This window comes from Mesorhizobium australicum WSM2073 (genome assembly GCF_000230995.2).
Classification (GTDB): domain Bacteria; phylum Pseudomonadota; class Alphaproteobacteria; order Rhizobiales; family Rhizobiaceae; genus Mesorhizobium; species Mesorhizobium australicum.
Window position 1 is genome coordinate 1,316,149 of the sequence record NC_019973.1, and the last position, 26,467, is coordinate 1,342,615.

Sequence of the window (26,467 nt, forward strand, 5' to 3'; positions counted from 1 at the left end):
CGTGGTCTCGAAGATCGACATCGATTTTCGCTCGGGATCATGCGCAAATCGAAAAATACGGCCGCGTCCACGGGCGTCCTGAGGACGCTCGGCGCGGCAAGGAGTGAATGATGAAAATCATGGTGCTGGGCAGTGGCGTGATCGGGGTGACCACGGCCTATTATCTCGCCGAGGCCGGCCACGAGGTGACGGTGATCGACCGCCAGAAAGGGCCGGGGCTGGAAACCAGCTTTGCCAATGCCGGCGAGATTTCGCCCGGCTATGCCTCGCCTTGGGCCGGGCCCGGCATCCCGCTCAAGGCGATCAAGTGGCTCTTGATGAAGCATGGTCCGCTGGTGGTGCGGCCGGCCTTCGATCCGCATATGTGGACGTGGCTGGTCAAGATGCTGCGCAACTGCACCGCCGAGCGCTACGCGATCAACAAATCGCGCATGGTGCCGCTGGCGGAATACAGCCGCGACACGCTGAAGGCGCTGCGCGAGGCGACCGGCATCGCCTATGACGAGCGGACGCAGGGCACGCTGCAGCTGTTTCGCACGCAAAAGCAGCTCGACGGCACATCAGGCGATCTCGAGGTGCTGAAGAAATATGGCGTGCCCTATGAGGTCCTTGATCCCGACGGCTGCATCACGGCGGAACCAGCGCTGGCCGGGGTGCGTGAAAAATTTGTCGGCGGCCTGAGACTGCCGGGCGACGAGACCGGCGACTGCAAGATGTTCACCGACAGGCTGGCCGAGCTCTGCGTGGCGCGCGGCGTGAAGTTCGAATACGACACGACGATATGGCGCGTCATCCGCAGCCGCAACCGCGTCAACAATATGAGCACCAGCAAGGGCTGGCTGACCGCCGACGCCTATGTGATGGCGCTGGGCAGCTATTCGGCTGGTTTCATGCGCCGGATGAAGCGACCGATCCCGGTCTATCCGGTCAAGGGCTATTCGATCACGGTGCCGATCAAGGACGCCGCCGCCGCACCGGTGTCGACGGTGATGGACGAAACCTACAAGGTCGCGATCACCCGGCTCGGCGATCGCATCCGCGTCGGCGGCACGGCCGAGATTTCCGGCTTCGACCTCAGGCTGCATGAATCGCGTCGGCGCACGCTCGAACACTCGGTCGGCGACCTGTTTCCGGGAGCCGGCGCGATGCGCGATGCGACGTTCTGGTGCGGGCTGCGGCCGATGACGCCGGACGGACCGCCGCTGATCGGCCGCACGGAGCTGTCCAACCTCTATCTCAACACCGGCCATGGCACGCTCGGCTGGACCATGGCCTGCGGCTCGGCCAAGGTGCTGGCCGACATCATCTCCAACCGGGTGCCCGATATCGACGTGCGTGCCTTGGCCCAGGAGCGTTACCTGAAATAGCCGCCGCGCGTCTCGCGCTTTATTCTTTGCTTATGTCGTTGCCCCGGAACCGGGGCGATATCAGAACGCCTGCCTGACCCACGCCTCGTCGAACAGCAGCCGGTAGGCCCACGGGATCGTCACATTGGTGGCGACCGGGTTCGAGTGGACGAGGTAGTCGTCATAGACCGGCTTCATCCTGGCATAGATGGCGCGGTCGAGCACCATCATGCCGTTCTCCGAATCGTGGAAGAAGCTGCGGTTGTTGAGGTTGACCGAGGAGATGGCAACCAGCCTTTCATCGATCATCATGATTTTGGAATGCAGCACCACGTCAGGCGCCTTGAACTCGCGGATATCGATACGGTCGCCATATTTCTCGACGAACAGCTTGTTGAGCGCGGTGAGAAACCTGCCCCCGATATCGCCCTTGAGGTCGATGCGGCCGACGATATCGATCCTGACGCCGCGGGCGAGCGCCCGGTCAAAAGCTTTGGCGAGGCTGGGCGTCAGATTGAGGTAGGGGTTGACGATCTGGATATGGTGCCGGGCGGCATCGACCAGTTCGACGAAATAGGCCTCCAGCGCATGGTCATCCTCATAGGGCATCGAGATGAAATGCCGGGCATTGCCCCGGGGGCCATCTCCGCGGACCGGGATGGAGAAGGGGCGCGCCAGGTTGGTGTCGGCGTCGCGCAGCCATATCGTCGACAGCTGCGCGGCGAGCGTCTCGACCGTCGCCCGGTCGGCGAACTCGATGTCGAAGTCGCTCCAGTTCGAGTAGTAATTCAGCGAAAACCCGTCGGTCTTGCCGTATTGCTCGAGGTCCGGATAGCGCGACAGATCGATCGGCTGGTGGAACAGGAAACCGTCATGGATGTTGCGGCCGCCGATGATGACGCGCGAGCGCGCGGGGTCCTGCGCCAGCGTGGCCAGCATCTTGACATGATGGACCTTGTGCAGTTGTGAAATCTGCTCGTCGATCGGCGCGCCGTGGTCCGCCCGCCAGCGATATTCCTGCAGCTCCACATTGGGGAATTCGGCGGCCAGCCGGTGCAGCATGGCGTCGTCCTTTTCGCGCTCCAGCACGTCGGTGACTATGATGCGCACCTTGGTGCCAAGCGCTGCATGATGGCGGATCAGCCGTTCGATGACGCGCCCGGAAAAATCGGCCTTGAATTCCAGCGAGGACAGATAGATCAGCTTCAGCCTTGGCGCCTTCGAGAAATCGAGCGGCAGTTCCGGATCGCCCTTGTCTATTGCCGCATTGGACAGCGGCGCGCCCATCAGCGCCTCGACCTTGGCGTTGAAGCCGTCGCGCGACTTGCGCAGCAGCCTGGGCTCGCCGATCGGCATGGCGCAGGTCTGCGACAGCCAGCGGCTGGCATAGAAGGCGCGCTCGAGCGCATCGAGGCCTGCATCGCCGGGGACTGGGCAGCGCTGGTAGCGGCTGTCCAAGCTGGCAAGCGCCGGATCCGCGGTTTCTTCACGCCGGATGGTGAGCGGTGTACCGGTGGGCGCAAGGCTGGAGCGGATCCTCGCCGTGCACCGGTTCAGGCCGTCGCCCGGGAACAGGCTGACCGTGTCGTCCTCGCCGGAGAGGTGAAAGTGGAATGCCGCGCCGGCGGCGATGGTGCGTGAGGCTCCGCCAGCGCGGAGCGCCACTGCGCCGTCGCAACTGCCTTCGATGTCGGCCGGCTGTTTGCCCGCCTGGCGCACGACGATCTCGGTGCTGCGTGCCTGCAAGCCGGAGAAATCGAAAATCCTGGCGGCCGAGGGCCGCGCCGCCGCATCGATATAGAGCGTCTGCCGCGACACCCGCCAGCGGCCGTCGAAATGACCGTCACCGCTGCCCCCACCGGTCGGCGGCAGATGAGCGTTGGCGACCGGTCCGGCCAGGTGCTGGAGCGTCGAATAGGTCGCCTGGAAATCGCGGTTCTGGACATCGAGGCGGTTGCGCCCGAAGGGGCCGGTGCCGTTGGCACGGTCCATGGCGCCGAGCTGGTGGTGGGCGAGCAGTGCCAGGAACCGTCTTTCATAGTCGCTGCCGCCGTCATTGCCGAAGAACTGCTCAGCCGCGACCCGCGACCCGGGCGTGCCAGCCGACAGCGAGGGCCGTGCGCAAGCCTCCTGCCCGGCCGATAGTTCGCAGGCATTGCGGCCCGCACCGCAGCCGGCAAGGGCGGCCAGCCCGAACAGGGCGAGGATGGCCGTGCGGATGTTCACCCCGTCGCCCCGGCCTTCATGACGCTCAACTGCGCCGGGTCGCGGGGCGGCATGAAACCTTGCGGGAAAACCTTGCAGACAGGGATGGCGAAGGTGGCGATCAGCAGGTCCGCCTCGCCGCGCATCTTGCGGGGCGCCGTCATGTCATCGCGGATCGCCCTCGCCGAGGCGACAAGGGCGCCGTCGCAGTCGCAATGGTTGCGGCGGGCGATGTAGCAGGCATCATGGGTTCGGCAAACGGCGTCGAGGCGATCGACAGGCCGGGCCGACAGATCGCCGGTGCGGGTGCCGGGACCGCAGTAATTGCCGATGACGAAAGGCGAGGGACGCGCCATGGCGTAGCGGATCGGTTTCGGCAATTCGGCTTCCGGAACTTTTGTCCATGGGTTGGCGCATGCGGAGACGAACAGCAGCGGCAGGATGGCAAGAACGGCTCGCATGTCTATCCGCGCCAGCTTTCTGAAAGATTTCCCCACCCGACCTGTCCCATGGCCGGCGACCGCACGCCTGATGCCACACTGGTCGGTTTTGTGGCAAGGAAAAGGCGGCGTGCGTGATCCAGGCCCGCGTTATTGTGATGTCGGCACCCTGCCTGAAGGGCGCGAAACCCGCAGGCATCTGGGCGAAATCAGGTAAACAACCCCCGCTCCCGTTCCACCGCCTTGGTGATGAAGGAGGCAACGATCTGGACGCGGCGCAGCGGTCTCACCGATTCGTGATAGACCAGCCAGTAGGCGCGGCGGATGGGCGCGACCACATCGACGGCGACCAACTCCGGCATCGAGCGGGCGACGAAGGTGTGCAGGATGCCGATGCCGGCGCTCGAGCGCACCGCTTCGGCCTGACCAAGTGCGGAGGAGATGGCAAAGCTGGTCCGCCAATCGGCGCTGAATTCGGCGGCGTAGTCGAGCGACGGGCTGACGATCAGGTCAGGCACATAGCCGATGAGGGTGTGCTGGCCAAGTTCGGCGGCGGTTTTGGGCAGGCCATGCGCGCCGACATAGCCGCGGGAGGCAAACAGCCCGAGCGAGTAGTCGACCAGTTTTCCCGCCACCAGCCGGCCTTCGGTCGGCCGCTCGACGGTTATGGCAATGTCGGCCTCGCGTCGCGACAGGGAGAAGGAGCGCGGCACCGGGACGAGCTGGATGGTGAGTTCGCGGTGCTGGGCGGTGAGTTCGCCCAGCCGCTTGGCCAGGAAAGCGACGCCGAAGCCGTCAGGCGCGCCGATGCGCACGGTTCCGGACACGTCGTCGCCTTCGCCCGATATGGTCGAGCGGGCGGCGATCATGTCGCCCTCCATGCGCTCGGCGATGTCGAGGAAGCGCTCGCCGGCCGGGGTCAGTTCGCTGCCGGTGGTCAGCCGGCGGAAGAGTTTCGTGCGTAACGCGTCTTCAAGGGCCGCGATGCGGCGCGAGACCGTGGCGTGGTTCAGCTCCAACCGCCTGGCGGCGCCAAGGATCTGGCCGGCCCGCGCCACGGCGAGGAAGATGCGGACGTCATCCCAGTTCATGGCGTTCCCCTGATGGCGATCTCGGGCGAGTATTGCGAGAATTGATGCTCGCGCGTCAATCGATATCTATTTTGCGCACAACGGTTGCGTTCTCCCTCGCGTTGCCATCGGCCGGCCAAAGGCGGACAATGCGACATCACAACCCAGGGAGAGAAATCATGATCGACTACGGTCATTTCATCGGCGGCAAGCGTGTCGCCGGCACCAGCGGCCGCAAGCAGGACGTCATGCAGCCGATGGACGGCACGGTGCGCGGCACGGTGGCACTGGCCTCGCAGGCGGAATTGCGCGCGGCGGTCGAGAACGCCAAGGCCGCACAGCCCAAATGGGCCGCGACCAATCCGCAGCGCCGCGTGCGCGTGCTGATGAAGTTCCTCGAACTGGTTGCCCGCGACTATGACGAACTGGCTGAGATTCTTGCGCGCGAACATGGCAAGACCATCGCCGACGCCAAGGGCGATATCCAGCGCGGCCTGGAAGTGGTCGAGGTTTGCATCGGCGCTCCGCACATGATGAAGGGCGAGTTCACCGACGGCGCCGGCCCCGGCATCGATGTCTATTCGATGCGCCAGCCGCTCGGCGTCGTCGCCGGCATCACGCCATTCAATTTCCCGGCGATGATCCCGCTTTGGAAGATCGCGCCGGCGATCGCCTGCGGCAACGCCTTCATCCTGAAGCCTTCGGAGCGTGATCCGGGTGTGCCGATGCGCATTGCCGAACTGTTCATCGAGGCCGGTCTGCCGGCCGGCATCCTCAATGTCGTCAACGGCGACAAGGATGTCGTCGACGCCATCCTCGACGATCCGGATATCAAGGCCATCGGTTTTGTCGGCTCGACGCCGATCGCGCACTACATCTATTCGCGCGGCACGGCGGCCGGCAAGCGCGTGCAGTGCTTCGGCGGCGCCAAGAACCACATGATCATCATGCCCGACGCCGACATGGACCAGACCGTCGACGCACTGATCGGCGCCGGCTACGGCTCGGCCGGCGAGCGCTGCATGGCTATCTCGGTGGCCGTTCCGGTCGGCAACGACACCGCCAACCGGCTGATGGAAAAGCTGATCCCGCGCGTCGAAAGCCTGAAGGTCGGCCCGTCGACGGATTCGGCAGCGGATTTCGGCCCGCTGGTTACCGCTCAGGCGCTGGAGCGCGTCAAGGGTTACGTCGACACCGGTGTCAAGGAAGGCGCCAAGCTTGTCGTCGACGGCCGCGGCTTCAAGATGCAGGGCTATGAGAACGGCTACTATATGGGCGGTTGCCTTTTCGACAATGTCACGGCCGATATGCGCATCTACAAGGAAGAGATCTTTGGGCCGGTGCTCTCGGTGGTGCGCGCGCCGACCTATGAGAACGCCATCAAACTCGCCAACGATCATGAGATGGGCAATGGCGTCGCCATCTTCACCCGCGATGGCGACGCCGCGCGCGACTTCGCCAGCCGTGTCCAAGTCGGCATGGTCGGCGTCAACGTACCGATCCCGGTGCCGATCGCCTATTACACTTTCGGCGGCTGGAAGGCGTCTTCCTTCGGCGACCTCAACCAGCATGGCCCGGACGCGTTCCGCTTCTACACCAAGACCAAGACGGTTACCTCGCGCTGGCCGTCCGGCATCAAGGACGGCGCCGAGTTCGTTATCCCGACGATGAATTGACCGGACGCTTTTTTATCTGGTCTTCCTCGCTGCAGGGCGGATGAGAAGATCGATTGAACCTGAGGCCTAAGTCCCCGGACTTAGGCCTTTTGTTTTTGCAAACGCTAATGTGATGGAACCGGTGGGGGATTGCGCGACTTAGGGCTGCAATCCTGCCGTGGAGGAGGCGCGGCAGACAACCAGGGCGCCGACGGCGGGCCGGTGGCATTGCATCGTCCGGCGCAAGGAGGTGTCAAATGACACGACGTCTTACGGCGACAATGTTCGTTGCGGCGATGGCGATGTGCTCGTGCGCTGCTCAGGCAAATGCAGCTGGGCAATGCGCGCCACGCGCCGATATCGTGAAGGCGCTCGGCGAGAACTTCCACGAAAGCGAAGCCGGGCGCGGCCTGATCAACCCCAATGTGGTCCTCGAGGTCTTCGTTTCGGAACAAGGCAGCTGGACGGTCTTGGCTTCCGATACGAAAGGCCAGAGTTGTATCCTGTCGGTTGGCGAAGGCTGGGACAGCCCGACACTCAAGGCGGCCTTGCCGGGCGCCTGAGCGATTTGCCTTCGCGCTCTTGCAACTAGCGCGTGGCGGCGACCTCGGCATGGCCGCGCAGCAGTGCCATCAGTTTCTTGGCGTCCTTGGCGGCGCCTTCCTCATCGCCGTCCAGGATCGAGCGGATCAATGCAACATGGTGCTCGGCGGACTCCGCCAGCCCGGTGTCGGCCTTGTAGCGGAACCAGAAGCGGCGGCTGTGGGTCTGCAGGGGGGCGGCCAGCCGGGCGGCGAACGGGTTGTCGGCGGCCAGCGCCAGCGCCTCGTCGAGCGCCTTGTCGGCCTGGATGAAGGCGAGCACATTGCCTGATATCACTGCTTTCTGCATGGCGAGCGCCGCCTCGTGGAACAGGTCGGCGGCCTCGCGGGTGACGAAGCGTGCGGCCGAACGGGCGAGCACCACCTCGACGCCGCGCCTTGCGTCGAGCACACGCAGCCAGTCGCCGGGGTGCAGTGGCGCGATCGCGATGCCGGCGCGGGGCCTGACGTCTAGCAATCCCTCCCAGGCCAGCCGCTGGATCGCCTCGCGCACCGGCGTGCGGCCGAGCGCCAGCCGCTCGATCAGGGACCCCTCGGTGACAAAACTCGCCGGGGCCAGTTCGAGCGTGACGATCATGTTTTCGAGGACGCGATAGGCCTTGGTCGCCGCGGGCTCCGACACGATGCTTGCTTCCATGGATATCAAAGGCTCTCTCCTGATATATCTAGAATATATCATAACAGATTCCGCGTTGACAGCAGCTTTCCTAACAGATATACAGCTGATATATCAGATGGAGAGATAGCTATGTGGACCGGAGTTTTCCCCGCCGTCACGACCAAATTCACCGCCGACGACCGGCTCGATCACGCCGAGATGGAGCGCTGCTTCGGCCTGCAAATGGATGCCGGCTGCGATGGCATCATCGTCTGCGGCTCGCTGGGGGAGGGACCGATGCTGTCGCCTGACGAGAAGATCGAGGTGCTGAAGACCGCGCAGAAGATCGCTGGCAAGAAGCCGGTGCTACTGACGGTCAACGAGGCCGGCACCCGCGAGGCCGCCAGTATCGCCAAGCGCGCCGCCAAGGAAGGCGCCAATGGCCTGATGGTGGTGCCGAGCCCGATCTACCACACCAACGCGGAAGAGACGGTGGCCGCGCTGCGCGCAGTGGCGGAAGCCGGCGACTTGCCGGTCATGATCTATTCCAACCGCCTCGCCTACCGCGTCGATGTAAGCGTCGACCAGATGGAGGAGCTGGCGTCGGACAAGCGCTTCGTCGCCATCAAGGAATCCTCCGACGACATCCGCCGCTCGACCGAGATCATCAACCGCCTGGGCAGCCGCTACGACCTGTTCACCGGCGTCGACAACCTGGCCTTCGAGGCGCTCTCCGTGGGTGCCATCGGCTGGGTGGCCGGCCTGGTCACCGCCTTCCCGCGCGAGACCGTCGCCATCTACCAGCTGATGAAGCAGGGGCGCCGCGAAGAAGCGCTCGCCATCTACCGCTGGTTCCGGCCGCTGCTCGACCTCGATGTCTCGACCTATCTGGTGCAGAACATCAAGCTTGCCGAAGTGTTCGCAATCAACACCAATGACCGCGTGCGCATGCCGCGCATGCCGCTGTCGGGCGAACGCCGCAAGGCTGTCGAGAAGATCATCAAGGATGCGCTGGCGGCGCGGCCGACACTGCCGCAGTTCTAAAGAGGGTGGCGGCAGCCAGATGAGAGGCAGCGCCCAGGTGCAAGGAAAGTCCAAATCGACAGACAAGGGGCGGCGCTCCTCATCCGCCCTGCGGGCACCTTCTCCCCGTGAACGGGGAGAAGGGAGAGACATCGCCATCGTCGGTGGCGGCATCATCGGCATTTGCGCGGCTGCCTTCCTTGCCGAGGCGGGACTGGACGTCACGCTCTTCGACCGCACGGGTATCTGCGAGGAGACGAGCTCCGGCAACGCCGCCGCCTTTGCCTTCTCCGACGTGCTGCCGCTGGCGCACAAGGGCATGATCCGGCAGCTGCCAAAATGGCTCGCCGATCCACTCGGCCCGCTCAGCATTCCGCCCGCCTACCTGCCGAAGCTGCTGCCCTGGCTGATCCGGTTCTGGCGCGCCGGCGCGCCTGGGAAATACGAGGCGAGCCTGACCGCGCAGGCCGGCATGATGAAGCTTGCCGAGGCCGAATGGATGGATCTGCTCGATCGTTCCGGCACCCGGCCGATGCTACGTGAGGACGGTTCGCTCGAACTTTACGAAGGCGAGGCCGAGTTCCGCGCCGCGCTGTCGGGCTGGGCGGCGCGCGAGCGCTTCGGCATCGGCTTCCGCCATGTCGAGGGCGAGAACCTAGCGGACTTGCAGCCGGGGCTGTCACCGCGCTTCGTCAAAGGCACTTTCGTGCCTGGATGGAAGACCGTCGCCGATCCAAAACTGCTCGGCAAGGCGGTGTGGGCGTACGCGCAGTCCAAGGGCGCCCGCTTCGAAATGGCCCGCATCGACCGCGTCGCGGCGGATCAGGATGGCGCGACACTGACGCTGGCCGACGGCACGACGAGGCAAGCCGGTCACATAGTCATTGCCGCGGGCGCCTGGTCGCATCTGCTGGCGCGGCAACTCGGCGATCGCATTCCGCTGGAGACCGAACGCGGCTACAACACGACGCTGCCGCCGAGCGCCTTCGACGTGAGGCGACAGTTGATCTTTTCCGGCCATGGCTTCGTCATCACCCCGCTCGAAACCGGCCTGCGTGTCGGCGGTGCCGTGGAACTCGGCGGCATCGAGCGGCCGCCCAATTTCAACAGGTCGAAAGCGCTCTTGCGGAAGGCGCGGGAATTCCTGCCGGGGCTCGATCCCTCGGGCGGGCGCGAATGGATGGGGTTCCGGCCCTCGCTGCCGGATTCGGTGCCCGTCGTCGGCAAGGCGGCGCGAAGCCAGTCGGTGATCTACGCCTTCGGCCACGGCCATCTCGGCCTGACGCAGGCCGCGGCAACCGGGCGGTTGATCAGGGAATTCGTTCTGGGGCAGACTTCATCCGTTGATCTGGCCCCCTTCAGTCCACAACGGTTTTGATCTCGAGGAGCGACATGGCCAAGAAATCCTTCTTCTGCATCGACGGCCACACTTGCGGCAACCCGGTGCGGCTGGTCGCCGGCGGGGGCCCGCTGCTGCAGGGCTCGACGATGATGGAGCGACGGGCGCATTTCCTGGCCGAATACGACTGGATCCGCACCGGCCTGATGTTCGAACCGCGCGGCCATGACGTGATGTCCGGCTCGATCCTCTACCCGCCGACCCGTGAGGATTGCGACATCGCCATCCTGTTCATCGAGACGTCCGGCTGCCTGCCGATGTGCGGTCACGGCACCATCGGCACGGTGACGATGGCGATCGAGCATGGGCTGATCAAGCCGAAGACGCCGGGTGTGCTGCGGCTCGACACGCCCGCCGGCCTGGTCATCGCGGAATACAAGCAAGTCGGCGAGTATGTCGAGGAGGTGCGCATCACCAACGTGCCGTCATTCCTTTATGCCGAAGGACTGGCGGTAGAATGTCCGGGGCTCGGCGAGATCACCGTCGATGTCGCCTATGGCGGCAATTTCTACGCCATCGTGGAGCCGCAGGCGAACTATCGCGATATGGCCGACTATTCCGCCGGCGACCTCATCGCCTGGAGCCCGGTGGTGCGGCAGCGGCTCAACGAGAAGTATTCCTTCGTGCATCCGGAGAATCCCGGGATCACCGGGTTGTCGCACATGCTGTGGACCGGCAAGCCGACGGTCGAGGGAGCCGATGCCCGCAATGCCGTCTTCTACGGCGACAAGGCGATCGACCGCTCTCCATGCGGCACCGGCACCTCGGCGCGCATGGCGCAACTCCATGCCAAGGGCAAGCTCAAGGCGGGGGATGCGTTCGTCCATGAATCGATCATCGGCTCGCTGTTCAAGGGCAAGGTTGAAAAGGACGTCACCGTCGCCGGCAAGCCGGCCATCATCCCTTCGATCGGCGGCTGGGCCCGCATGACTGGACTGAACACGATCTTCATCGACGACCGCGATCCGTTCGCGCATGGTTTCGTGGTCAAGTAGGAGAATCCTGACCCTGCGGAAAGGAGTGTGACGAAAAAACGAACCGTGTCAGGAACGCAACGATTCCTCTTATCACCTAATTTTGACGGTGATTTCTTCGAAACGGAGCGCATGATGCGGCTCAATCGTCAAAGACATTGCGTTATGCCAATGATAGGGTCCGCGATAGTCCAGGGGCTGGGTGCGAAAAGCGGGCGATCGGGAAGACGTGACTTGCAAACACGCGGAGCGGTCAAAAAAATCACGTTGCAATCCGGGCTCGAAACTTTACGACTAGGGGAAATACGAAAAGGAATGCGTCTGCATGGGCGACATTCCAGGGGAGCCATGTACACATGCAGTACTTTGTCCAGCAGCTTATCAACGGGCTGACGCTGGGATCGATCTATGGGCTGATCGCGATCGGCTACACGATGGTCTACGGCATCATCGGCATGATCAATTTCGCCCATGGCGACATCTTCATGGTGGGCGCTTTCACGGCGCTGATCGTCTTCCTCATCCTCGGCGCGCTGTTTTATTCGGTGCCCGTGGTCATCGCGCTGCTGGTCATGATGATCGTGGCGATGCTGCTCACCAGCCTCTACAACTGGACGATCGAGAAAGTGGCCTACCGGCCGCTGCGCGGTTCCTTCCGGCTGGCGCCGCTGATCACCGCCATCGGCATGTCGATCGCGCTGTCGAACTTCGTCCAGGTGACGCAAGGCCCGCGCAACAAGCCGATCCCGCCGATGGTCAGCCAAGTCTACAACATCAACGGCGTCAGCGTTTCGCTGAAGCAGATCATCATCGTCATCGTCACCGCTTTGCTGTTGGCGCTGTTCTGGTACCTGGTCAACAAGACCTCGCTTGGCCGGGCGCAACGCGCCTGCGAGCAGGACCGCAAGATGGCCGCACTGCTGGGCATCGACGTCGACCGCACCATCTCGATCACGTTCATCATGGGCGCCGCTCTTGCCGCTGTCGCCGGCACGCTGTTCCTGATGTACTACGGCGTCATCGCCTTCTCGGACGGCTTTACCCCCGGGGTCAAAGCATTCACGGCGGCGGTTCTTGGCGGCATCGGCTCATTGCCAGGTGCGGTGCTGGGCGGCCTCCTGATCGGCTTCATCGAGAGCATGTGGTCGGCCTATTTCTCGATCGACTACAAGGACGTCGCCGCGTTCTCGATCCTGGCAATCGTGCTGATCTTCCTGCCTTCCGGCATATTGGGCCGGCCAGAAGTCGAAAAGGTCTGAGACCATGGCCGTGACCGTATCTCCAGAGCGCGACACCGTCGCCAGCCCCATGCAGCGCGCGCTGCGCGAGGGCTTCTATGCCGGCGCCATCTCGCTTGGCCTGTTCGTGCTGTTCATCGGCCTCAAGACAGACCAGAACATCTCCAATGAACTGGTCCTGGTGAAGCGCTGGGGCCTCTTGGCCGCCGTGGTGATCGCCACGGCTATCGGCCGTTTCCTTTATGTCGCCTATGGTCAACCCTTCATGGCCAACCAGAAGATCGCCGATGTCGCCACCGGCCTGTTGCCGGCCAGTGCGGCGTCGCGCTTCTTCCTGTTGCCGGCGTTTGTCGTGGCGATCATCGCGGTGGTGCTGCTGTTCGTGTTCAACGGCTCGCTTCCCGGATGGATAGGAGCAGAGGCGGCCGGCTATCTGCAGTTCCTGCGCGCGCTCGCAATCATCTATGCGCTGGCCTGTGTGATCTACTATTACCGCGGCTTCATCCACGCCAACTTCACCAAGCTCGGCATTGCCGCGCTGGTGCTCTATCCGATCCTTGTCATCGTCGTGCTGTCGCTGATGTCGTGGTCGGTCGCCACCGGATTGCAGGGCTCGCTGAAATGGGTCGACAATTTCGGCATCCAGATCCTGATCTACGTGATGCTGGCCTGGGGGCTGAACATCGTCGTCGGCCTCGCCGGCCTGCTCGATCTGGGCTACGTCGCCTTCTACGCCGTCGGGGCCTACGCCTATGCGCTGCTTGGCACAACCTACGGCCTGTCGTTCTGGATCCTGCTTCCGGCGGCCGGCGCCATGGCCGCGTTCTGGGGCGTGCTGCTCGGCTTTCCGGTGCTGCGCCTGCGCGGCGATTACCTGGCGATCGTCACCCTTGCCTTCGGGGAGATCATCCGCCTGGTGCTGATCAACTGGCGCGATGTGACCAACGGTTCGGCCGGTATCTCCGGCATCCCGAAAGTCACCTTTTTCGGCTTGATGACCTTCAACGTCTCGGACCCCAACTACATCGCCAAGGTCCTGCACCTCGCAACCTCGAGCGCCTACTACAAGATCTTCCTCTATTACCTGATCCTGGCGCTTTGCATGCTCACCGCCTTCGTCACCATCAGGCTGAGGCGCATGCCCGTCGGGCGTGCCTGGGAGGCGCTGCGCGAGGACGAGATTGCCTGCCGCTCGCTCGGCATCAACACCACCACGACCAAGCTGACGGCGTTTGCCACCGGTGCCATGTTCGGCGGTTTTGCCGGGGCATTCTTCGCCGCGCGACAAGGCTTCGTCAGCCCGGAATCCTTCGTCTTCCTGGAATCGGCCATCATCCTGGCCATCGTCGTCCTTGGCGGCATGGGGTCGCTGGTCGGCATCGCCGTCGCCGCGATGGTGATGATCGGCGGCACCGAGGCGCTGCGCGAGCTCGACTTCCTCAAACAGGTCTTCGGGCAAGACTTCACCCCCGAACTCTACCGCATGCTTCTGTTCGGCATGGCCATGGTCATCGTCATGCTGTGGAAGCCGCGGGGCTTTGTCGGCAGTCGTGAACCGACAGCCTTCCTCAAGGAGCGAAGGGCTGTCTCAAGCTCCTTCACCAAGGAGGGTCACGGCTGATGAATGCGAACGCACAAATGAACGACGCCATCCTGCAGGTCGATCATCTGTCGATGAAGTTCGGCGGCCTGGTCGCCATCGGCGACCTGTCCTTCACTGCCAGGCGCGGCGAAATCACCGCGCTGATCGGCCCCAACGGCGCCGGCAAGACCACCGTGTTCAATTGCATCACCGGCTTCTACAAGCCGTCGGAAGGCATGATCACGCTCAACCGGGCCGATGGCTCCAGCTACCTGCTGGAACGGCTGCCCAACCATGAGATCCCGGCGCGCGCCAAGGTGGCGCGCACCTTCCAGAACATCCGCCTGTTCTCGGGCATGACGCTGCTGGAGAACCTGCTCGTCGCCCAGCACAACAAGCTGATGAAGGCCTCCGGGTATACGATCCTGGGCCTGTTCGGCTTCAGCGGCTACCGCAAGGCCTCGGCCGAATCGGTGGAGCTTGCCAAGCACTGGCTGGAAAAGGCCGATCTCGTCGATCGCGCCGACGATCCGGCCGGCGACTTGCCCTACGGCGCACAGCGGCGGCTCGAGATCGCGCGCGCCATGTGCACCGGTCCCGAGCTTCTGTGCCTCGACGAACCGGCGGCCGGTCTCAACCCGAAGGAATCGGCGGCTCTCAACGAACTGCTGATGGGGATCAAGCACACGACAGGCACCTCGATCCTCCTGATCGAGCACGACATGTCGGTGGTCATGCAGATCTCCGACCATGTCGTGGTGCTGGAATATGGCCGCAAGATCTCCGACGGCAATCCGCAGTCGGTGCGCACCGACCCGCGCGTCATCGCTGCCTATCTTGGCGTCGACGACGAGGAGGTCGAGACCGTACTTACCGAAGTCGGCGACGAGGACGTCATCGAACAGCTCGACATCGGCCCCGATTCCGCGCATGGCCCGGGGACATCGTCATCGTATCTGGCCGGGCCGGTGAGCGACACCGTCGGCCATAGCCAAGGCGAACGCGTAACCGTGTCGAAAGGCGCCTCGAAGGCAGCGCAGGTCGATGCCCGCGGCGCCAGCGTGGCAAGCAGGCCTGTTGCCCCGACACCGGCGCCGGCCAAGCCCGCCGCGAAGAAAGCGGCACCAAGGAAAACGGCGGCCAAGGCGCCCGCCGCGAAGGCCGAAGGCGTTTCGAACCGCCTCGCTGCCCCCCGTGGCGGCAAGGCCGACAATCTGACCCGCATCAAGGGCATCGGCACGGTCAACGAGAAGAAGCTCAACGAACACGGCATCTTCCACTTCGATCAGATCGGCGCCTGGAAGAAGGCAGACGTCGAGGCGGTCGAGGCCTATCTCGCCTTTGACGGACGCATCGCGCGCGAGGAGTGGGTCAAGCAGGCCAAGCTGCTCGGCCAAGGCAAGGATACGGAATTCTCGCGCCGCGTCGATGCAGGCAAGGTGGCGACCAGTCATGTGTCCGGCAAAGCCAAGGCGAGCACAGCCAAGCCCGTTCAGGGCAAGCGTGGAGGGGGCAAGTGATGGCCACGACAACGCTGCTCGATATCAAGGGCGTGGAGACCTATTACGGCAACATCCGTGCGCTGAACGGCGTCAATGTCAGTGTCAAGCAAGGTGAGATCGTGGCGCTGATCGGCGCCAACGGCGCCGGCAAGTCGACGCTGATGATGACCATCTTCGGGGCTCCACGCGCCCGCACGGGCACCATCACTTTCAACGGGACCGATATCACCCAGTTGCCGACACACGAAATCGCGCGCATGCGCATTGCTCAGTCACCGGAGGGCCGGCGCATCTTTCCGCGCATGACGGTGATGGAAAACCTGCAGATGGGCGCCAGCCTCGACAACCTCAAATATTATGGCGAGGACGTCGAGAAGGTGTTCACGCTGTTCCCCAGGCTGAAGGAGCGTATCGCCCAGCGTGGCGGTACGCTGTCGGGCGGCGAACAGCAGATGCTGTCGATCGGACGCGCACTGATGGCGCGGCCGAAACTGCTTCTGCTCGACGAGCCGTCGCTGGGTCTGGCGCCGCTGATCGTCAAGCAGATCTTCGATGCCATTCGTGAGTTGAACCGCACCCAAGGGCTGACCGTGTTCCTGGTCGAGCAGAACGCGTTCGGCGCGCTCAAGCTCGCCACGCGCGGCTATGTCATGGTCAACGGCAATGTGACGATGAGCGGCACCGGCAAGGAGCTGCTCGCCAATCCGGAAGTGCGCGCCGCCTATCTCGAAGGCGGACATCACTGAGTTCAGGAGACTTCCCATGCAAGGCATTCTCTACGAGGAACCGTCGATCTGGCAGTTCTTCTTCGTCACCTGCCTGCTCGGCGGATGGGCGGCCTGGATGACCGGCAAGGCCAGTGCCCAGACATGGCGCAGCTTCATCCAGCTGTTTGCCTATCTGCTCGGGCTCGGCATCGGAATCCGCTTCATCCATCACGCGCTGTTCGACGGCACGATGTTCTCGCTGCATTACTATATCGTCGACACCATCGTGCTGATGATACTGGGCTTCGTCGGCTATCAATACACACGAACCAACCAGATGGTCACACAGTATAATTGGCTCTACGAAAGAGCTTCAATCTTGAGCTGGAAACCGAAAGGTTGACGTTCATCATTAACGCCGCGTCAGGGATGAATCGGCGTGACAAGTGCCTGAAAATCGGCAAACTATGCTTTCTGCGATAAGGGTGGGCATCGCATGAAAGCTTCATCCACGCCCACTCCGTTAATGGGAGCGTTTAAATGAAAAAGTCACTTTTGTCCGCCGTGGCCCTGACCGCGCTCGTCGCGTTCGGCGGCAACGCGTGGGCTGATGTAATGTTCGCCGTCGCCGGGCCGATCACCGGTCCGAACGCGGCCTTCGGCGCACAGTTGCAGAAGGGCGCCGAAGCGGCGGTCGCCGAGATCAATGCCAAGGGCGGCATCAATGGCGAGCAGATCAAGCTCGAAGTCGGCGACGATGTCTCCGATCCGAAGCAGGGCATCTCGGTCGCCAACAAGTTCGTCGGCGACGGCGTCAAGTTCGTGATTGGCCACTTCAACTCGGGCGTGTCGATCCCGGCCTCCGAAGTGTACGCCGAAAACAACATCGTCGAAATCACGCCGGCCGCAACCAACCCGAAGTTTACCGAGCGCGGCTTGTGGAATGTGTTCCGTACCTGCGGACGCGACGACCAGCAGGGCAGCATCGCTGGCGCCTATATCGCCGCGAACTTCAAGGATGCCAAAGTCGCCGTGATCCATGACAAGACCCCTTATGGCCAGGGCCTCGCGGACGAAACCAAGAAGGCGATGAACGCCGCCGGCATCAAGGAAGTGATGTATGAAGGCGTCAATGTCGGCGACAAGGACTTCTCGGCGCTGATCGCCAAGATGAAGGAAGCCGGCGTCACCCTGATCTACTGGGGTGGCCTGCATACCGAAGCCGGTCTGATCATCCGTCAATCGGCGGACCAGGGCCTCAAGGCCCCGATGATGTCGGGTGACGGCATCGTGACGGACGAACTCGCCGCCATCGCGGGCGACGCTGTCGCCGGCACCCTCAACACGTTCGGCCCCGATCCGCGTCTGATCCCGGCCAATAAGGAACTCGTCGAGAAGTTCCGCGCGCAGGGTTTCGAGCCGGAAGCCTACACGCTCTACGCCTATGCCGCCGTGCAGGTGGTCGCCGAGGCGGCCGCTGCTGCCAAGACGAACGATCCGCAGGCCGTCGCCAAGGCGATGCATGAAAGCGGCCCGTTCCCGACCGTTCTGGGCGATCTCGCCTATGACGCCAAGGGCGATCCGAAGCTGCCGGGCTACATCATGTACGAATGGAAGAAGAAGGACGACGGGAAGTATTCCTGGTTCCCGAAGTCGTAATTCATTCGGATCCGAAACCAACGATGCCCGGCGCCTCGCGCCGGGCATTTTCTTTTGATGCGCGGCGGCAGCCGGGTTACGTCACGGTGAGCCTTCCTTAGCCAGGAAGATCGCATCCAGGATCGAAATTGTCGCCATTGTTCCGTCCGTTCGAACCGATGCATGCGAGTGTTGGCCGGACAATCGATCTAAATCGGTTTAAATCAGCGTCGATTTTGTTTGCACTGCAGCATTTTCGCGCTAATCATTGCCCCGATTTCCCGTTCCTTCCGCTGCTGGAGCCCAGTCCTTGGCCATCACGAAGATCCTCGTCGCCAACCGGTCAGAAATCGCCATCCGCGTCTTTCGCGCGGCCAACGAGCTGGGCCTCAAAACCGTGGCGATCTGGGCCGAGGAAGACAAATACTCGCTGCACCGCTTCAAGGCCGATGAGAGCTACCAGGTCGGGCGCGGCCCGCATCTCGGCAAGGACATGGGTCCGATCGAGAGCTATCTGTCGATCGAGGAGGTGATCCGCGTCGCCAGACTTTCAGGCGCCGATGCCATCCACCCCGGCTACGGGCTGCTGTCGGAAAGCCCCGAATTCGCCGAGGCCTGCGCGCAAGCAGGCATCACGTTCATCGGTCCCAAGCCCGACACGATGCGCCGGCTGGGCAACAAGGTTGCCGCGCGCAATCTGGCCATCGAGGTCGGCGTGCCCGTGGTGCCGGCGACCGATCCGTTGCCGGACGATATGGAGGCGGTCAAGGAACTCGCCAAGACGGTCGGTTATCCGGTCATGCTGAAAGCCTCGTGGGGTGGCGGTGGCCGCGGCATGCGCGCCATTCGCTCCGAGGCCGACCTCGCCCGCGAGGTCATGGAAGGCAAGCGCGAGGCGAAGGCCGCCTTCGGAAAGGACGAGGTCTATCTCGAAAAGCTGATCGAGCGCGCCCGCCATGTCGAGGTGCAGGTGCTTGGCGACACACACGGCAATGCAGTGCACCTGTTCGAGCGCGACTGCTCGATCCAGCGCCGCAACCAGAAGGTCGTCGAGCGCGCGCCGGCGCCCTACCTTAGCGAGGACCTGCGCCAGGAACTTTGCGGCTACGCGCTGAAGATCGCGCGCGAGACCAGCTATATCGGCGCTGGCACCGTCGAATTCCTGCAGGACGCGGATACCGGCAAGTTCTACTTCATCGAGGTCAATCCGCGCATCCAGGTCGAGCACACCGTCACCGAAATGGTGACCGGCATCGACATCGTGAAGGCGCAGATCCACATCCTCGACGGTTTCGCCATCGGCACGCCGGAATCGGGTGTGCCGGCGCAGAGGGATATCCGGCTGAACGGCCATGCCTTGCAGTGCCGCATCACCACGGAAGATCCCGAACACAATTTCATTCCGGACTACGGCCGCATCACCGCCTATCGCGGCGCCACCGGCTTCGGCATCCGCCTCGATGGCGGCACGGCCTATTCCGGCGCGGTCATCACCCGCTTCTACGATCCGCTGCTGGAGAAGGTCACGGCCTGGGCGCCGACGCCGGCCGAGACGATCGCCCGCATGAACCGCGCGCTGCGCGAGTTCCGCATCCGTGGCGTCGCCACCAACCTCACCTTCCTCGAAGCGATCATCAATCACCCGAGCTTCGCCGACAATTCCTATACGACCAGGTTCATCGACACGACGCCGGAGCTGTTCCAGCAGGTCAAGCGTCAGGACCGCGCCACCAAGCTGCTCAACTACCTGGCCGACGTCAGCGTCAACGGCCATCCCGAGACGCGCGGCCGGCCGACGCCAAAGGCCGACGCGGCGCCGCCCGTGGTGCCCTATCTAAACGGCAATGTGCCGAGCGGCAGCAAGCAGAAGCTCGACGTGCTCGGGCCGGAAAAGTTCGCCGCCTGGATGCGCGAGCAGAAGGAGGTGCTGGTCACCGACACGACGATGCGCGACGGCCACCAGTCGCTGCTCGCCACCCGTGTGCGCACGCATGACATTGCCGGCATCGCCGGCACCTATGCGCGCGCCTTGCCGCAGTTGCTGTCGCTCGAATGCTGGGGTGGGGCCACTTTCGACGTCGCCATGCGCTTCCTCACCGAGGATCCATGGGAGCGGCTGTCGCTGGTGCGGGAAGCCGCCCCCAACCTGTTGCTGCAGATGCTGCTGCGCGGCGCCAACGGCGTCGGCTATACCAATTATCCCGACAATGTCGTGCAGCATTTCGTCAAGCAGGCTGCGTCGGGCGGCGTCGACCTGTTCCGCGTCTTCGACTGCCTGAACTGGGTCGAGAACATGCGCGTCGCCATGGACGCGGTCGGCGCCGAGGGCAAGCTGATCGAAGCGGCGATGTGCTATACCGGCGACATCCTCGATCCGGCGAGGGCCAAGTACGACCTGAAATACTATGTCGGGCTCGCCAGGGAATTGCAGGCCGCCGGCGCCCATATCATCGCCGTCAAGGACATGGCCGGCCTGTTGAAGCCGAGTGCTGCCCGCGTGCTGTTCAAGGCGCTGCGCGAGGCGACCGACCTGCCGATCCATTTTCACACCCACGACACATCGGGTCTGTCGGCGGCAACCGTGCTGGCGGCCGTGGAAAGCGGTGTCGACGCCATCGACGCGGCGATGGACGCCTTCTCCGGCAACACCTCGCAGCCGTGCCTGGGTTCAATCGTCGAAGCGCTGAAAGGCACCGAGCGCGATCCAGGCCTCGACCCGCAATGGATCCGAAAGATCTCGTTCTACTGGGAAGCCGTTCGCAATCAGTACGCTGCTTTCGAGAGCGACCTGAAAGGCCCGGCTTCCGAGGTTTATCTGCACGAAATGCCGGGGGGGCAGTTCACCAATTTGAAGGAACAGGCGCGTTCGCTGGGGCTGGAGACACGCTGGCACGAGGTGGCGCAGACCTATCACGACGTCAACCTGATGTTCGGCGACATCGTCAAGGTGACGCCGTCCTCCAAGGTCGTGGGCGACATGGCGCTGATGATGGTGAGCCAGGACCTGACCGTTGCCGATGTCGAGAACCCGGCCCGCGACATCGCCTTCCCGGACTCGGTGGTTTCGATGCTGCGCGGCGATCTTGGCCAATCCCCTGGCGGCTGGCCGCAGGCGTTGCAGAAGAAGGCACTCAAGGGCGACAAGCCGATCACGGCGCGGCCCGGCTCATTGCTCAAGCCGGCCGACCTCGAGAAGAGCCGCAAGGAGATCGAGGACAAGCTCGAGCGCAAGCTGTCGGAATACGAGTTCGCCTCGTGGCTGATGTATCCGAAGGTGTTTTCCGACTTCGTCGCCGCGCAGGAGACCTACGGCCCGGTCAGCGTTCTGCCGACGCCGACCTATTTCTACGGCATGAAATCGGAAGACGAGATTTTCGTCGATATCGAAAGGGGCAAGACCTTGGTCGTGCGCTGCCAGGCGTTTGGCGATGTCGACGACAAGGGTATGGTCACGGTGTTCTTCGAGCTCAACGGCCAGCCGCGGCGCGTGAAGGTGCCCGACCGCGCGCATGGTGCGTCGGCGGCCAAGGCGCGCCGCAAGGCGGAGCCCGGCAACGAGGCGCATGTTGGGGCGCCGATGCCGGGTGTGGTTTCCGCACTTTCGGTCGCAGCCGGCCAGGCGGTCAAAGCCGGCGACGTGCTGCTTTCCATCGAAGCGATGAAGATGGAGACGGCGCTGCACGCCGAGCGCGACGGCACCGTCGCCGAGGTGCTGGTGAAGGCCGGCGACCAGATCGATGCGAAGGATCTCCTGATAGCCTTCAACTGAGAGCTCGCAAGGAACGGGCAGGCTGTCGGCTCATGACGGCAGGCCTTGGCGAGCTGTTCGATAACGGCTTGACCCGCCGGCTCCGGTCGGGCATCGAACCGCTGAAATTCGTCGCGGCACGTTCCCCGAGTCGCGGCGCGGAACCGATTTGGAGAAAACATGGCCGACGATATCACCGAGACCAGCCAGACTGTTGCCGCCGGCCAGCTGCGTGCCTTGATCGAGCGCATCGAGCGGCTCGAGGAAGAAAAGAAGACGATCTCCGACGACATCAAGGAAGTCTTCGCCGAAGCCAAGGGCACCGGCTTCGACACCAAGGCAATCCGCACCATCATCCGTCTGCGCAAGAAGGACCAGGCCGAGCGCCAGGAGGAGGACGCCATCCTCGATCTGTACATGGCCGCCCTCGGCATGGTGTAAGACTAACCGGCCGGTGCCCGACGCGGTTGCCGGTGATACGGTTCGAACCATGAGCGAATTCGACTTCGGCGGCCGCCGCGCCTCGGAATTCCGCCATCGCGGCTTCTGGTTGCTGTTTGCCGAACGGCATCCGGAAGAAAGAGCCCGGCTGGCGCGGCGCGGGCCCTGGTTCTGGCAGCGCGGACTGCCCGATTTCGCTCTGGTGCTTTCCATGTATGTCGCGCCGGCGCAGAACCATGTCGGCGTCTTCTTCGGCCGCAACGAGAAGTTCGGCGCCACGCAAAGCTGGTCGCGGCTGGAGCCGCTCCGGCCAGCGATCGAAGACAGGCTGAAACTCAGGCCGGAACAAAGCTGCGAGGGCCTTGGCATCAATTCGATGTGGCGCGTCAATTGCTTTGCCGAGGACAACTGGCCTGCCATGACCGACTGGCTGGTGACGGAATGCTCGCGGGTCGAGTGCGCCGTGACCGAAGTGCTGAGGCAGGGGTAAGTGATCGCGGATTTCTTCCGCTCGCGTTGGCTTGGCGAGGTGCCGATCGGCCGGCTGTTCTGGCGCGACATGATGCTTGTCGGAACCGCGATCAATATAGTGTCGTCCGCCGCGGCGCTGATCCTGCTTGGACTGAAGATGCCGCTCGGCCTCGTCCTGGCGGTGCATTTCGCACCGGTGCCCTACAGCATCTTCCTGGCTTTGGCGGTCTGGCGCACGGCTGAGAAGGCCGGTGGTGCCAGGGCTTCCCTCTTCATGCTGGGATCAGCGCTCTGGCTGATCGCCACCATCGTCGTCTGACGAAGCTGCCCGCACGAAAAAGGGCGGCCGGAGCCGCCCTTGGCAAGCATTCACGACGCGTTGTTCAGCCGGCCGGCTCGAATTTCAGCGCCACGCCATTGATGCAGTAGCGCAGGCCGGTCGGCGGCGGGCCGTCCTCGAAGACATGGCCGAGATGGCTGCCGCAACGGGCACAATGGCATTCGGTGCGGACCATGCCGTAGCTGCGATCGACGGTGTTCTCGACCGAGCCCGGCACGGGATCGTTGAAGCTCGGCCAGCCGGTGCCGCTCTCGAATTTCAGCGTGGATTGGAACAGCGGCTGGTCGCAGCCGACGCAGGAAAAAGTACCGGCGCGCTTCTCGTACAGCAGGGCACAGCTTCCCGGCCGCTCGGTGCCATGGTTGCGCATGACGGCGTATTGCTCCGGCGTCAGCCGGGCGCGCCATTCGGCGTCGGTGCGGGTGACGGGGTAGGTGTGGGTGTCCATTTGATCTCCTCAGCCTTGGCGGCTCGTTCTTGGTTGCAACCGGATATTCGCAACAAGATAGGGGTTTGTTACAGACCTGCCCAGTCCGACCGCTCCGGATATCTCAATGTTTGCGCGACAATTGCCTCGTGGCGCCTTCCAGTCCGGCCAGAGTCAACGGGAACATGCGGCCGTCGAAGATGTCACGGATTATCGCGATCGAATGGGTAAAGCCCCAGTTCTTCTCGTTCTCGGGGTTAAGCCACACCGCGTTCGGCCATTGCCGCAGCAGCCGGCCGAGCCAGACGGCTCCGGCCTCGAGGTTCCAGTGTTCCACCGAGCCGCCTGGGTGGGCGATCTCGTATGGGCTCATCGAGGCATCACCGACGACGATGACCTTGTAGTCGGGGCCATATTTGTGGATGAGATCGAAGGTCGAGATCGTCTCGGCATGGCGGCGGCGATTGTCCTTCCACACGCCTTCGTAGAGGCAGTTGTGGAAATAGAAATATTCGAGCTGGCGGAATTCGGCGCGGGCGGCGGAAAACAGCTCCTCGACGCTCTTGATATGATCGTCCATCGAGCCGCCGACATCGAAGAACATCAGGAGCTTCACCGCATTGCGGCGCTCGGGCCGTGTCTGGACGTCGAGATAGCCGTGCTCGGCGGTGGCGTGGATGGTACCGGGCAGGTCGAATTCTTCTTCGGCGCCCTCGCGCACCCAGCGGCGCAGGCGCTTCAGCGCGATCTTGATGTTGCGGGTGCCGAGTTCGACGGCATCGTCGAAATTCCGGAACTCGCGCTTGTCCCAGACTTTCACCGCGCGACGGTTGCGGCTTTCGTTCTGGCCGATGCGCACGCCTTCGGGGTTGTAGCCATAGGCGCCGAAGGGAGAGGTGCCGCCGGTGCCGATCCATTTCGAACCGCCCTGGTGGCGGCCCTTCTGTTCCTCGAGCCGCTGCTTTAGCGTCTCCATCAGCCTGTCGAAACCGCCCAGCGCCTCGACCAGCTTTTTCTCTTCCTCGGTCAGGTGCTTTTCGGCGAGCCGGCGCAGCCATTCCTCGGGAATATTGGCGACGTCGACCGCATCCGGCCCGCCCAGTGCCTCGACGCCCTTGAAGACATGCGCGAAGACCTGGTCGAAGCGGTCGATATGGCGTTCGTCCTTCACCAAAGCGGCACGGGCGAGATAATAAAAACCCTCGACGTCGTAATCGACCAGCCCGGCGGCCAGCCCCTCCAGCAGAGAGAGGTATTCCCTGAGCGAGACGGGAACGCGCGCTGCCTTCAGCTCGAGGAAGAAGGGGATGAACATGGCCGGTTACAGCAAATCATACTCGATAAAGCCCGTCCTGCGCGCGACATGGTCGTAGAGCTTGCGGGCGGTGGCATTGGTTTCGTGCGTCATCCAATAGACGTTCTTCACGCCGATTTTGCCGGCCTCCTGCTTCACCGCCTCGATGAGGGCCGCGCCGATGCCCTTTCCGCGCACATCCGGGTCGGCGAACAGATCCTGCAGGTAGCAGTTGTTTTTCTCCGACCAGCCGGAGCGATGGTAGAGATAATGGGTGAGGCCGACGGCCTTGCCGCCCGATGTGGCGATAAAACCCTTCGGCTCGAACTCGCCTTCGGTGAATAACCGTTTCCAGGTGATGGCATAGACCTCTTCCGGCAGCTTGGTTTCGTAGAAGGTCAGATAATCGGTCCACAGGCGGTGCCAGTCGGCGTGGTCGGATTGCGCGAGCGGGCGGACAACGATCTCAGACATTTTATCTCCTCCGAAGGGTTCTGGCCGAAGCTGACCTTCTCTTCGGCCCGCGGCAACGGTCCACAGCCGGGGAAAGCGCTGCCCTATTGCTGTCTTCTCGCCATGAATGCCAGCCGCTCGAACAGATGCACGTCCTGCTCGTTCTTCAACAGGGCGCCATGCAGTTTAGGCAATGCGTTCTTGGGGTCGGCGCGCAAATCCTCCGGCGCGATGTCGTCGGCGACCAGCAGGCGGATCCAGTCGAGCGCCTCGGAGGTCGATGGCTTCTTCTTCAAGCCTGGCACGTCGCGGATTTCATAGAACTGGGTGAGGGCCGCGCGCACCAGGTTCTGCTTGATGCCAGGATAGTGCACGTCGACGATTCTGTGCAGCGTGTCGACGTCGGGAAAGCGGATGTAGTGGAAGAAGCAGCGGCGCAGGAAAGCGTCCGGCAACTCCTTCTCGTTGTTGGAGGTGATGATGACGATCGGGCGAACGGCGGCGCGGATGGTCTCGCCGGTCTCGTAGACGAAGAACTCCATCCGATCGAGCTCCTGCAGCAGGTCGTTGGGGAATTCGATGTCGGCCTTGTCGATCTCGTCGATCAGAAGCACGACCTTCTTGTCGGCCGCGAATGCCTCCCAAAGCTTGCCGCGCTTGATGTAGTTCTTGATATCGTTGAACCTGACATCGCCGAGCTGGCTGTCGCGCAGCCGCGACACCGCATCGTATTCGTAGAGACCTTGCTGCGCCCGCGTCGTCGATTTGACGTGCCACTCGATCAGCTCGAGGCCGAGTGCCGCCGCCACCTGGCGGGCGAGTTCCGTCTTGCCGGTGCCGGGCTCGCCCTTGACCAGCAAGGGCCGCTCCAGCGCGATCGCCGCGTTGACCGCCACCATCAGATCCTTGTCGGCGACATAGGCCGCCGTGCCTTCGAAACGCATTTTTGCTCCTTGGTTGGTCGTCGCGACCGTAAGGACGCCGCCGCGGCTGTGCAAGGGTTGCGCCGGATGGCGAATAAAGCCGCCGTGACTGCCTGCGTCACTGGCGCTTGAGCCACCAGCGGCCTATATTGGGCAGGACGGTCTGTGCTTCCCGGCAGGAGAACATTTTCCCCGGGGCCTTAACGATCCTTAGGGAGCTGTCCCTGGGAAGACCCGTGGGTTTTCTCACACGGCGCCCACCTACTTTGTAGGTTCCCGGGATCGCTCTCTCCACCGGTTGTGTGGATCGTCACTTGTCGCAAGGCGTCCACGCATCTTGGTGGATGATGCGGTGGAAAACGTCGCACTTGAGACCCCGCACAGCTCTGAC

General features: G+C 63.3%; 23 protein-coding genes, 1 other RNA gene and 1 pseudogene. 17 read left to right on the forward strand and 8 right to left on the reverse strand.

Translation table 11 applies throughout. The features are described from left to right. Window positions 1–110: 110 nt before the first annotated feature. The gene (locus tag MESAU_RS06225; RefSeq protein WP_015315207.1) at window positions 111–1,367 is read left to right on the forward strand and encodes a D-amino acid dehydrogenase; all 1,257 of its coding nucleotides are present in this window, start codon (window positions 111–113) and stop codon (window positions 1,365–1,367) included. A 60-nt stretch (window positions 1,368–1,427) separates the two neighbouring features. Here MESAU_RS06225 and MESAU_RS06230 read toward each other — a convergent pair whose 3' ends face one another. The 3 genes from MESAU_RS06230 to MESAU_RS06240 form a co-directional block, all read right to left on the reverse strand. Beyond that, window positions 1,428–3,572 carry a phospholipase D-like domain-containing protein gene (locus MESAU_RS06230; protein WP_015315208.1) on the reverse strand — a complete coding sequence of 715 codons (2,145 nt, stop codon included), beginning with the start codon at window positions 3,570–3,572 and terminating at the stop codon, window positions 1,428–1,430. Beyond that, a complete protein-coding gene (locus MESAU_RS06235) occupies window positions 3,569–4,012 on the reverse strand; it encodes a phospholipase A2 family protein (protein WP_015315209.1) in 444 nt (147 codons plus the stop codon). Before MESAU_RS06235 ends, MESAU_RS06230 begins: the two co-directional genes overlap by 4 nt. Before the next feature lie 188 nt (window positions 4,013–4,200). Then, window positions 4,201–5,082, reverse strand: a complete 882-nt coding sequence (locus MESAU_RS06240; protein ID WP_015315210.1) for a LysR family transcriptional regulator — start codon at window positions 5,080–5,082, stop codon at window positions 4,201–4,203. A 158-nt stretch (window positions 5,083–5,240) separates the two neighbouring features. Between MESAU_RS06240 and MESAU_RS06245 the strand changes: the two genes are divergently transcribed. Both MESAU_RS06245 and MESAU_RS06250 read left to right on the forward strand, forming a co-directional pair. Next, window positions 5,241–6,737: a CoA-acylating methylmalonate-semialdehyde dehydrogenase gene (locus MESAU_RS06245; RefSeq protein ID WP_015315211.1), complete on the forward strand. Its 1,497-nt coding sequence runs from the start codon at window positions 5,241–5,243 to the stop codon at window positions 6,735–6,737. Window positions 6,738–6,973: 236 nt separating this feature from the next. After that, window positions 6,974–7,279 carry a hypothetical protein gene (locus MESAU_RS06250; RefSeq protein WP_015315212.1) on the forward strand — a complete coding sequence of 102 codons (306 nt, stop codon included), beginning with the start codon at window positions 6,974–6,976 and terminating at the stop codon, window positions 7,277–7,279. 25 nt (window positions 7,280–7,304) lie between these two features. On the opposite strand, the gene MESAU_RS06255 is transcribed toward MESAU_RS06250, so the two are convergent. Beyond that, window positions 7,305–7,997 carry a GntR family transcriptional regulator gene (locus MESAU_RS06255; protein WP_051041241.1) on the reverse strand — a complete coding sequence of 231 codons (693 nt, stop codon included), beginning with the start codon at window positions 7,995–7,997 and terminating at the stop codon, window positions 7,305–7,307. Between the two features lie 69 nt (window positions 7,998–8,066). On the opposite strand from MESAU_RS06255, the gene MESAU_RS06260 reads away from it, so the two are divergent. From MESAU_RS06260 to MESAU_RS06320, 13 genes and pseudogenes are all read left to right on the forward strand, one after another. Continuing rightward, entirely contained in the window at window positions 8,067–8,960 is an 894-nt protein-coding gene (locus MESAU_RS06260) for a dihydrodipicolinate synthase family protein (RefSeq protein ID WP_015315214.1), read from the forward strand. Between the two features lie 19 nt (window positions 8,961–8,979). Next, entirely contained in the window at window positions 8,980–10,317 is a 1,338-nt protein-coding gene (locus tag MESAU_RS06265; RefSeq protein WP_015315215.1) for an NAD(P)/FAD-dependent oxidoreductase, read from the forward strand. Window positions 10,318–10,331: 14 nt separating this feature from the next. Next, window positions 10,332–11,333 carry a 4-hydroxyproline epimerase gene (locus MESAU_RS06270; protein WP_015315216.1) on the forward strand — a complete coding sequence of 334 codons (1,002 nt, stop codon included), beginning with the start codon at window positions 10,332–10,334 and terminating at the stop codon, window positions 11,331–11,333. A 335-nt stretch (window positions 11,334–11,668) separates the two neighbouring features. Further along, entirely contained in the window at window positions 11,669–12,571 is a 903-nt protein-coding gene (locus MESAU_RS06275) for a branched-chain amino acid ABC transporter permease (protein WP_015315217.1), read from the forward strand. Window positions 12,572–12,665: 94 nt separating this feature from the next. After that, window positions 12,666–14,171: pseudogene (gene livM, locus MESAU_RS06280) on the forward strand (high-affinity branched-chain amino acid ABC transporter permease LivM); the annotation flags it as partial. Next, a complete protein-coding gene (locus tag MESAU_RS06285; protein ID WP_015315219.1) occupies window positions 14,171–15,652 on the forward strand; it encodes an ATP-binding cassette domain-containing protein in 1,482 nt (493 codons plus the stop codon). The pseudogene livM and the gene MESAU_RS06285, both read left to right, overlap by 1 nt. Continuing rightward, window positions 15,652–16,380 carry an ABC transporter ATP-binding protein gene (locus tag MESAU_RS06290; RefSeq protein WP_015315220.1) on the forward strand — a complete coding sequence of 243 codons (729 nt, stop codon included), beginning with the start codon at window positions 15,652–15,654 and terminating at the stop codon, window positions 16,378–16,380. Before MESAU_RS06285 ends, MESAU_RS06290 begins: the two co-directional genes overlap by 1 nt. Window positions 16,381–16,396: 16 nt before the next feature. Beyond that, window positions 16,397–16,744: a DUF6867 family protein gene (locus tag MESAU_RS06295; RefSeq protein WP_013892487.1), complete on the forward strand. Its 348-nt coding sequence runs from the start codon at window positions 16,397–16,399 to the stop codon at window positions 16,742–16,744. Between the two features lie 137 nt (window positions 16,745–16,881). Further along, entirely contained in the window at window positions 16,882–18,000 is a 1,119-nt protein-coding gene (locus tag MESAU_RS06300; RefSeq protein WP_015315221.1) for a branched-chain amino acid ABC transporter substrate-binding protein, read from the forward strand. 289 nt (window positions 18,001–18,289) lie between these two features. Next, window positions 18,290–21,748, forward strand: a complete 3,459-nt coding sequence (gene pyc, locus MESAU_RS06305) for a pyruvate carboxylase (protein ID WP_015315222.1) — start codon at window positions 18,290–18,292, stop codon at window positions 21,746–21,748. 159 nt (window positions 21,749–21,907) lie between these two features. Further along, on the forward strand, window positions 21,908–22,168 hold the full coding sequence (locus MESAU_RS06310; protein WP_015315223.1) for a DUF2312 domain-containing protein: 261 nt from the start codon (window positions 21,908–21,910) through the stop codon (window positions 22,166–22,168). 49 nt (window positions 22,169–22,217) lie between these two features. Further along, window positions 22,218–22,658 (forward strand): hypothetical protein, encoded by a 441-nt coding sequence (locus tag MESAU_RS06315; RefSeq protein WP_015315224.1) that lies wholly within the window; start codon window positions 22,218–22,220, stop codon window positions 22,656–22,658. After that, the gene (locus MESAU_RS06320) at window positions 22,659–22,958 is read left to right on the forward strand and encodes a hypothetical protein (protein ID WP_015315225.1); all 300 of its coding nucleotides are present in this window, start codon (window positions 22,659–22,661) and stop codon (window positions 22,956–22,958) included. A 64-nt stretch (window positions 22,959–23,022) separates the two neighbouring features. On the opposite strand, the gene msrB is transcribed toward MESAU_RS06320, so the two are convergent. The 4 genes from msrB to MESAU_RS06340 all read right to left on the reverse strand — a co-directional run bounded on the left by msrB (window position 23,023) and on the right by MESAU_RS06340 (window position 26,097). Further along, window positions 23,023–23,427 (reverse strand): peptide-methionine (R)-S-oxide reductase MsrB, encoded by a 405-nt coding sequence (gene msrB, locus MESAU_RS06325; RefSeq protein WP_015315226.1) that lies wholly within the window; start codon window positions 23,425–23,427, stop codon window positions 23,023–23,025. A gap of 103 nt (window positions 23,428–23,530) precedes the next feature. Beyond that, on the reverse strand, window positions 23,531–24,721 hold the full coding sequence (locus MESAU_RS06330; RefSeq protein ID WP_015315227.1) for a vWA domain-containing protein: 1,191 nt from the start codon (window positions 24,719–24,721) through the stop codon (window positions 23,531–23,533). Between the two features lie 6 nt (window positions 24,722–24,727). Next, entirely contained in the window at window positions 24,728–25,174 is a 447-nt protein-coding gene (locus MESAU_RS06335; RefSeq protein ID WP_015315228.1) for a GNAT family N-acetyltransferase, read from the reverse strand. Window positions 25,175–25,257: 83 nt separating this feature from the next. After that, a complete protein-coding gene (locus MESAU_RS06340; RefSeq protein WP_015315229.1) occupies window positions 25,258–26,097 on the reverse strand; it encodes an AAA family ATPase in 840 nt (279 codons plus the stop codon). A 136-nt stretch (window positions 26,098–26,233) separates the two neighbouring features. On the opposite strand from MESAU_RS06340, the gene ssrS reads away from it, so the two are divergent. Beyond that, a non-coding RNA gene (gene ssrS, locus MESAU_RS29910) (6S RNA) lies at window positions 26,234–26,389 on the forward strand. Window positions 26,390–26,467: the final 78 nt, after the last annotated feature.

What these genes read in the sequence shown, in the direction of transcription:
- MESAU_RS06255 (WP_051041241.1), bottom strand. Translation starts at nt 7,997, where the DNA reads ATGATATATTCTAGATATATCAGGAGAGAGCCTTTGATATCCATGGAA.
- MESAU_RS06235 (WP_015315209.1), bottom strand. Translation starts at nt 4,012, where the DNA reads ATGCGAGCCGTTCTTGCCATCCTGCCGCTGCTGTTCGTCTCCGCATGC.
- msrB (WP_015315226.1), bottom strand. Translation starts at nt 23,427, where the DNA reads ATGGACACCCACACCTACCCCGTCACCCGCACCGACGCCGAATGGCGC.
- MESAU_RS06225 (WP_015315207.1), top strand. Translation starts at nt 111, where the DNA reads ATGAAAATCATGGTGCTGGGCAGTGGCGTGATCGGGGTGACCACGGCC.
- MESAU_RS06335 (WP_015315228.1), bottom strand. Translation starts at nt 25,174, where the DNA reads ATGTCTGAGATCGTTGTCCGCCCGCTCGCGCAATCCGACCACGCCGAC.
- MESAU_RS06240 (WP_015315210.1), bottom strand. Translation starts at nt 5,082, where the DNA reads ATGAACTGGGATGACGTCCGCATCTTCCTCGCCGTGGCGCGGGCCGGC.
- MESAU_RS06310 (WP_015315223.1), top strand. Translation starts at nt 21,908, where the DNA reads ATGGCCGACGATATCACCGAGACCAGCCAGACTGTTGCCGCCGGCCAG.
- MESAU_RS06340 (WP_015315229.1), bottom strand. Translation starts at nt 26,097, where the DNA reads ATGCGTTTCGAAGGCACGGCGGCCTATGTCGCCGACAAGGATCTGATG.
- MESAU_RS06295 (WP_013892487.1), top strand. Translation starts at nt 16,397, where the DNA reads ATGCAAGGCATTCTCTACGAGGAACCGTCGATCTGGCAGTTCTTCTTC.
- MESAU_RS06270 (WP_015315216.1), top strand. Translation starts at nt 10,332, where the DNA reads ATGGCCAAGAAATCCTTCTTCTGCATCGACGGCCACACTTGCGGCAAC.
- MESAU_RS06265 (WP_015315215.1), top strand. Translation starts at nt 8,980, where the DNA reads ATGAGAGGCAGCGCCCAGGTGCAAGGAAAGTCCAAATCGACAGACAAG.
- MESAU_RS06245 (WP_015315211.1), top strand. Translation starts at nt 5,241, where the DNA reads ATGATCGACTACGGTCATTTCATCGGCGGCAAGCGTGTCGCCGGCACC.
- MESAU_RS06300 (WP_015315221.1), top strand. Translation starts at nt 16,882, where the DNA reads ATGAAAAAGTCACTTTTGTCCGCCGTGGCCCTGACCGCGCTCGTCGCG.
- MESAU_RS06250 (WP_015315212.1), top strand. Translation starts at nt 6,974, where the DNA reads ATGACACGACGTCTTACGGCGACAATGTTCGTTGCGGCGATGGCGATG.
- MESAU_RS06285 (WP_015315219.1), top strand. Translation starts at nt 14,171, where the DNA reads ATGAATGCGAACGCACAAATGAACGACGCCATCCTGCAGGTCGATCAT.
- MESAU_RS06330 (WP_015315227.1), bottom strand. Translation starts at nt 24,721, where the DNA reads ATGTTCATCCCCTTCTTCCTCGAGCTGAAGGCAGCGCGCGTTCCCGTC.
- MESAU_RS06290 (WP_015315220.1), top strand. Translation starts at nt 15,652, where the DNA reads ATGGCCACGACAACGCTGCTCGATATCAAGGGCGTGGAGACCTATTAC.
- MESAU_RS06260 (WP_015315214.1), top strand. Translation starts at nt 8,067, where the DNA reads ATGTGGACCGGAGTTTTCCCCGCCGTCACGACCAAATTCACCGCCGAC.
- MESAU_RS06275 (WP_015315217.1), top strand. Translation starts at nt 11,669, where the DNA reads ATGCAGTACTTTGTCCAGCAGCTTATCAACGGGCTGACGCTGGGATCG.
- MESAU_RS06315 (WP_015315224.1), top strand. Translation starts at nt 22,218, where the DNA reads ATGAGCGAATTCGACTTCGGCGGCCGCCGCGCCTCGGAATTCCGCCAT.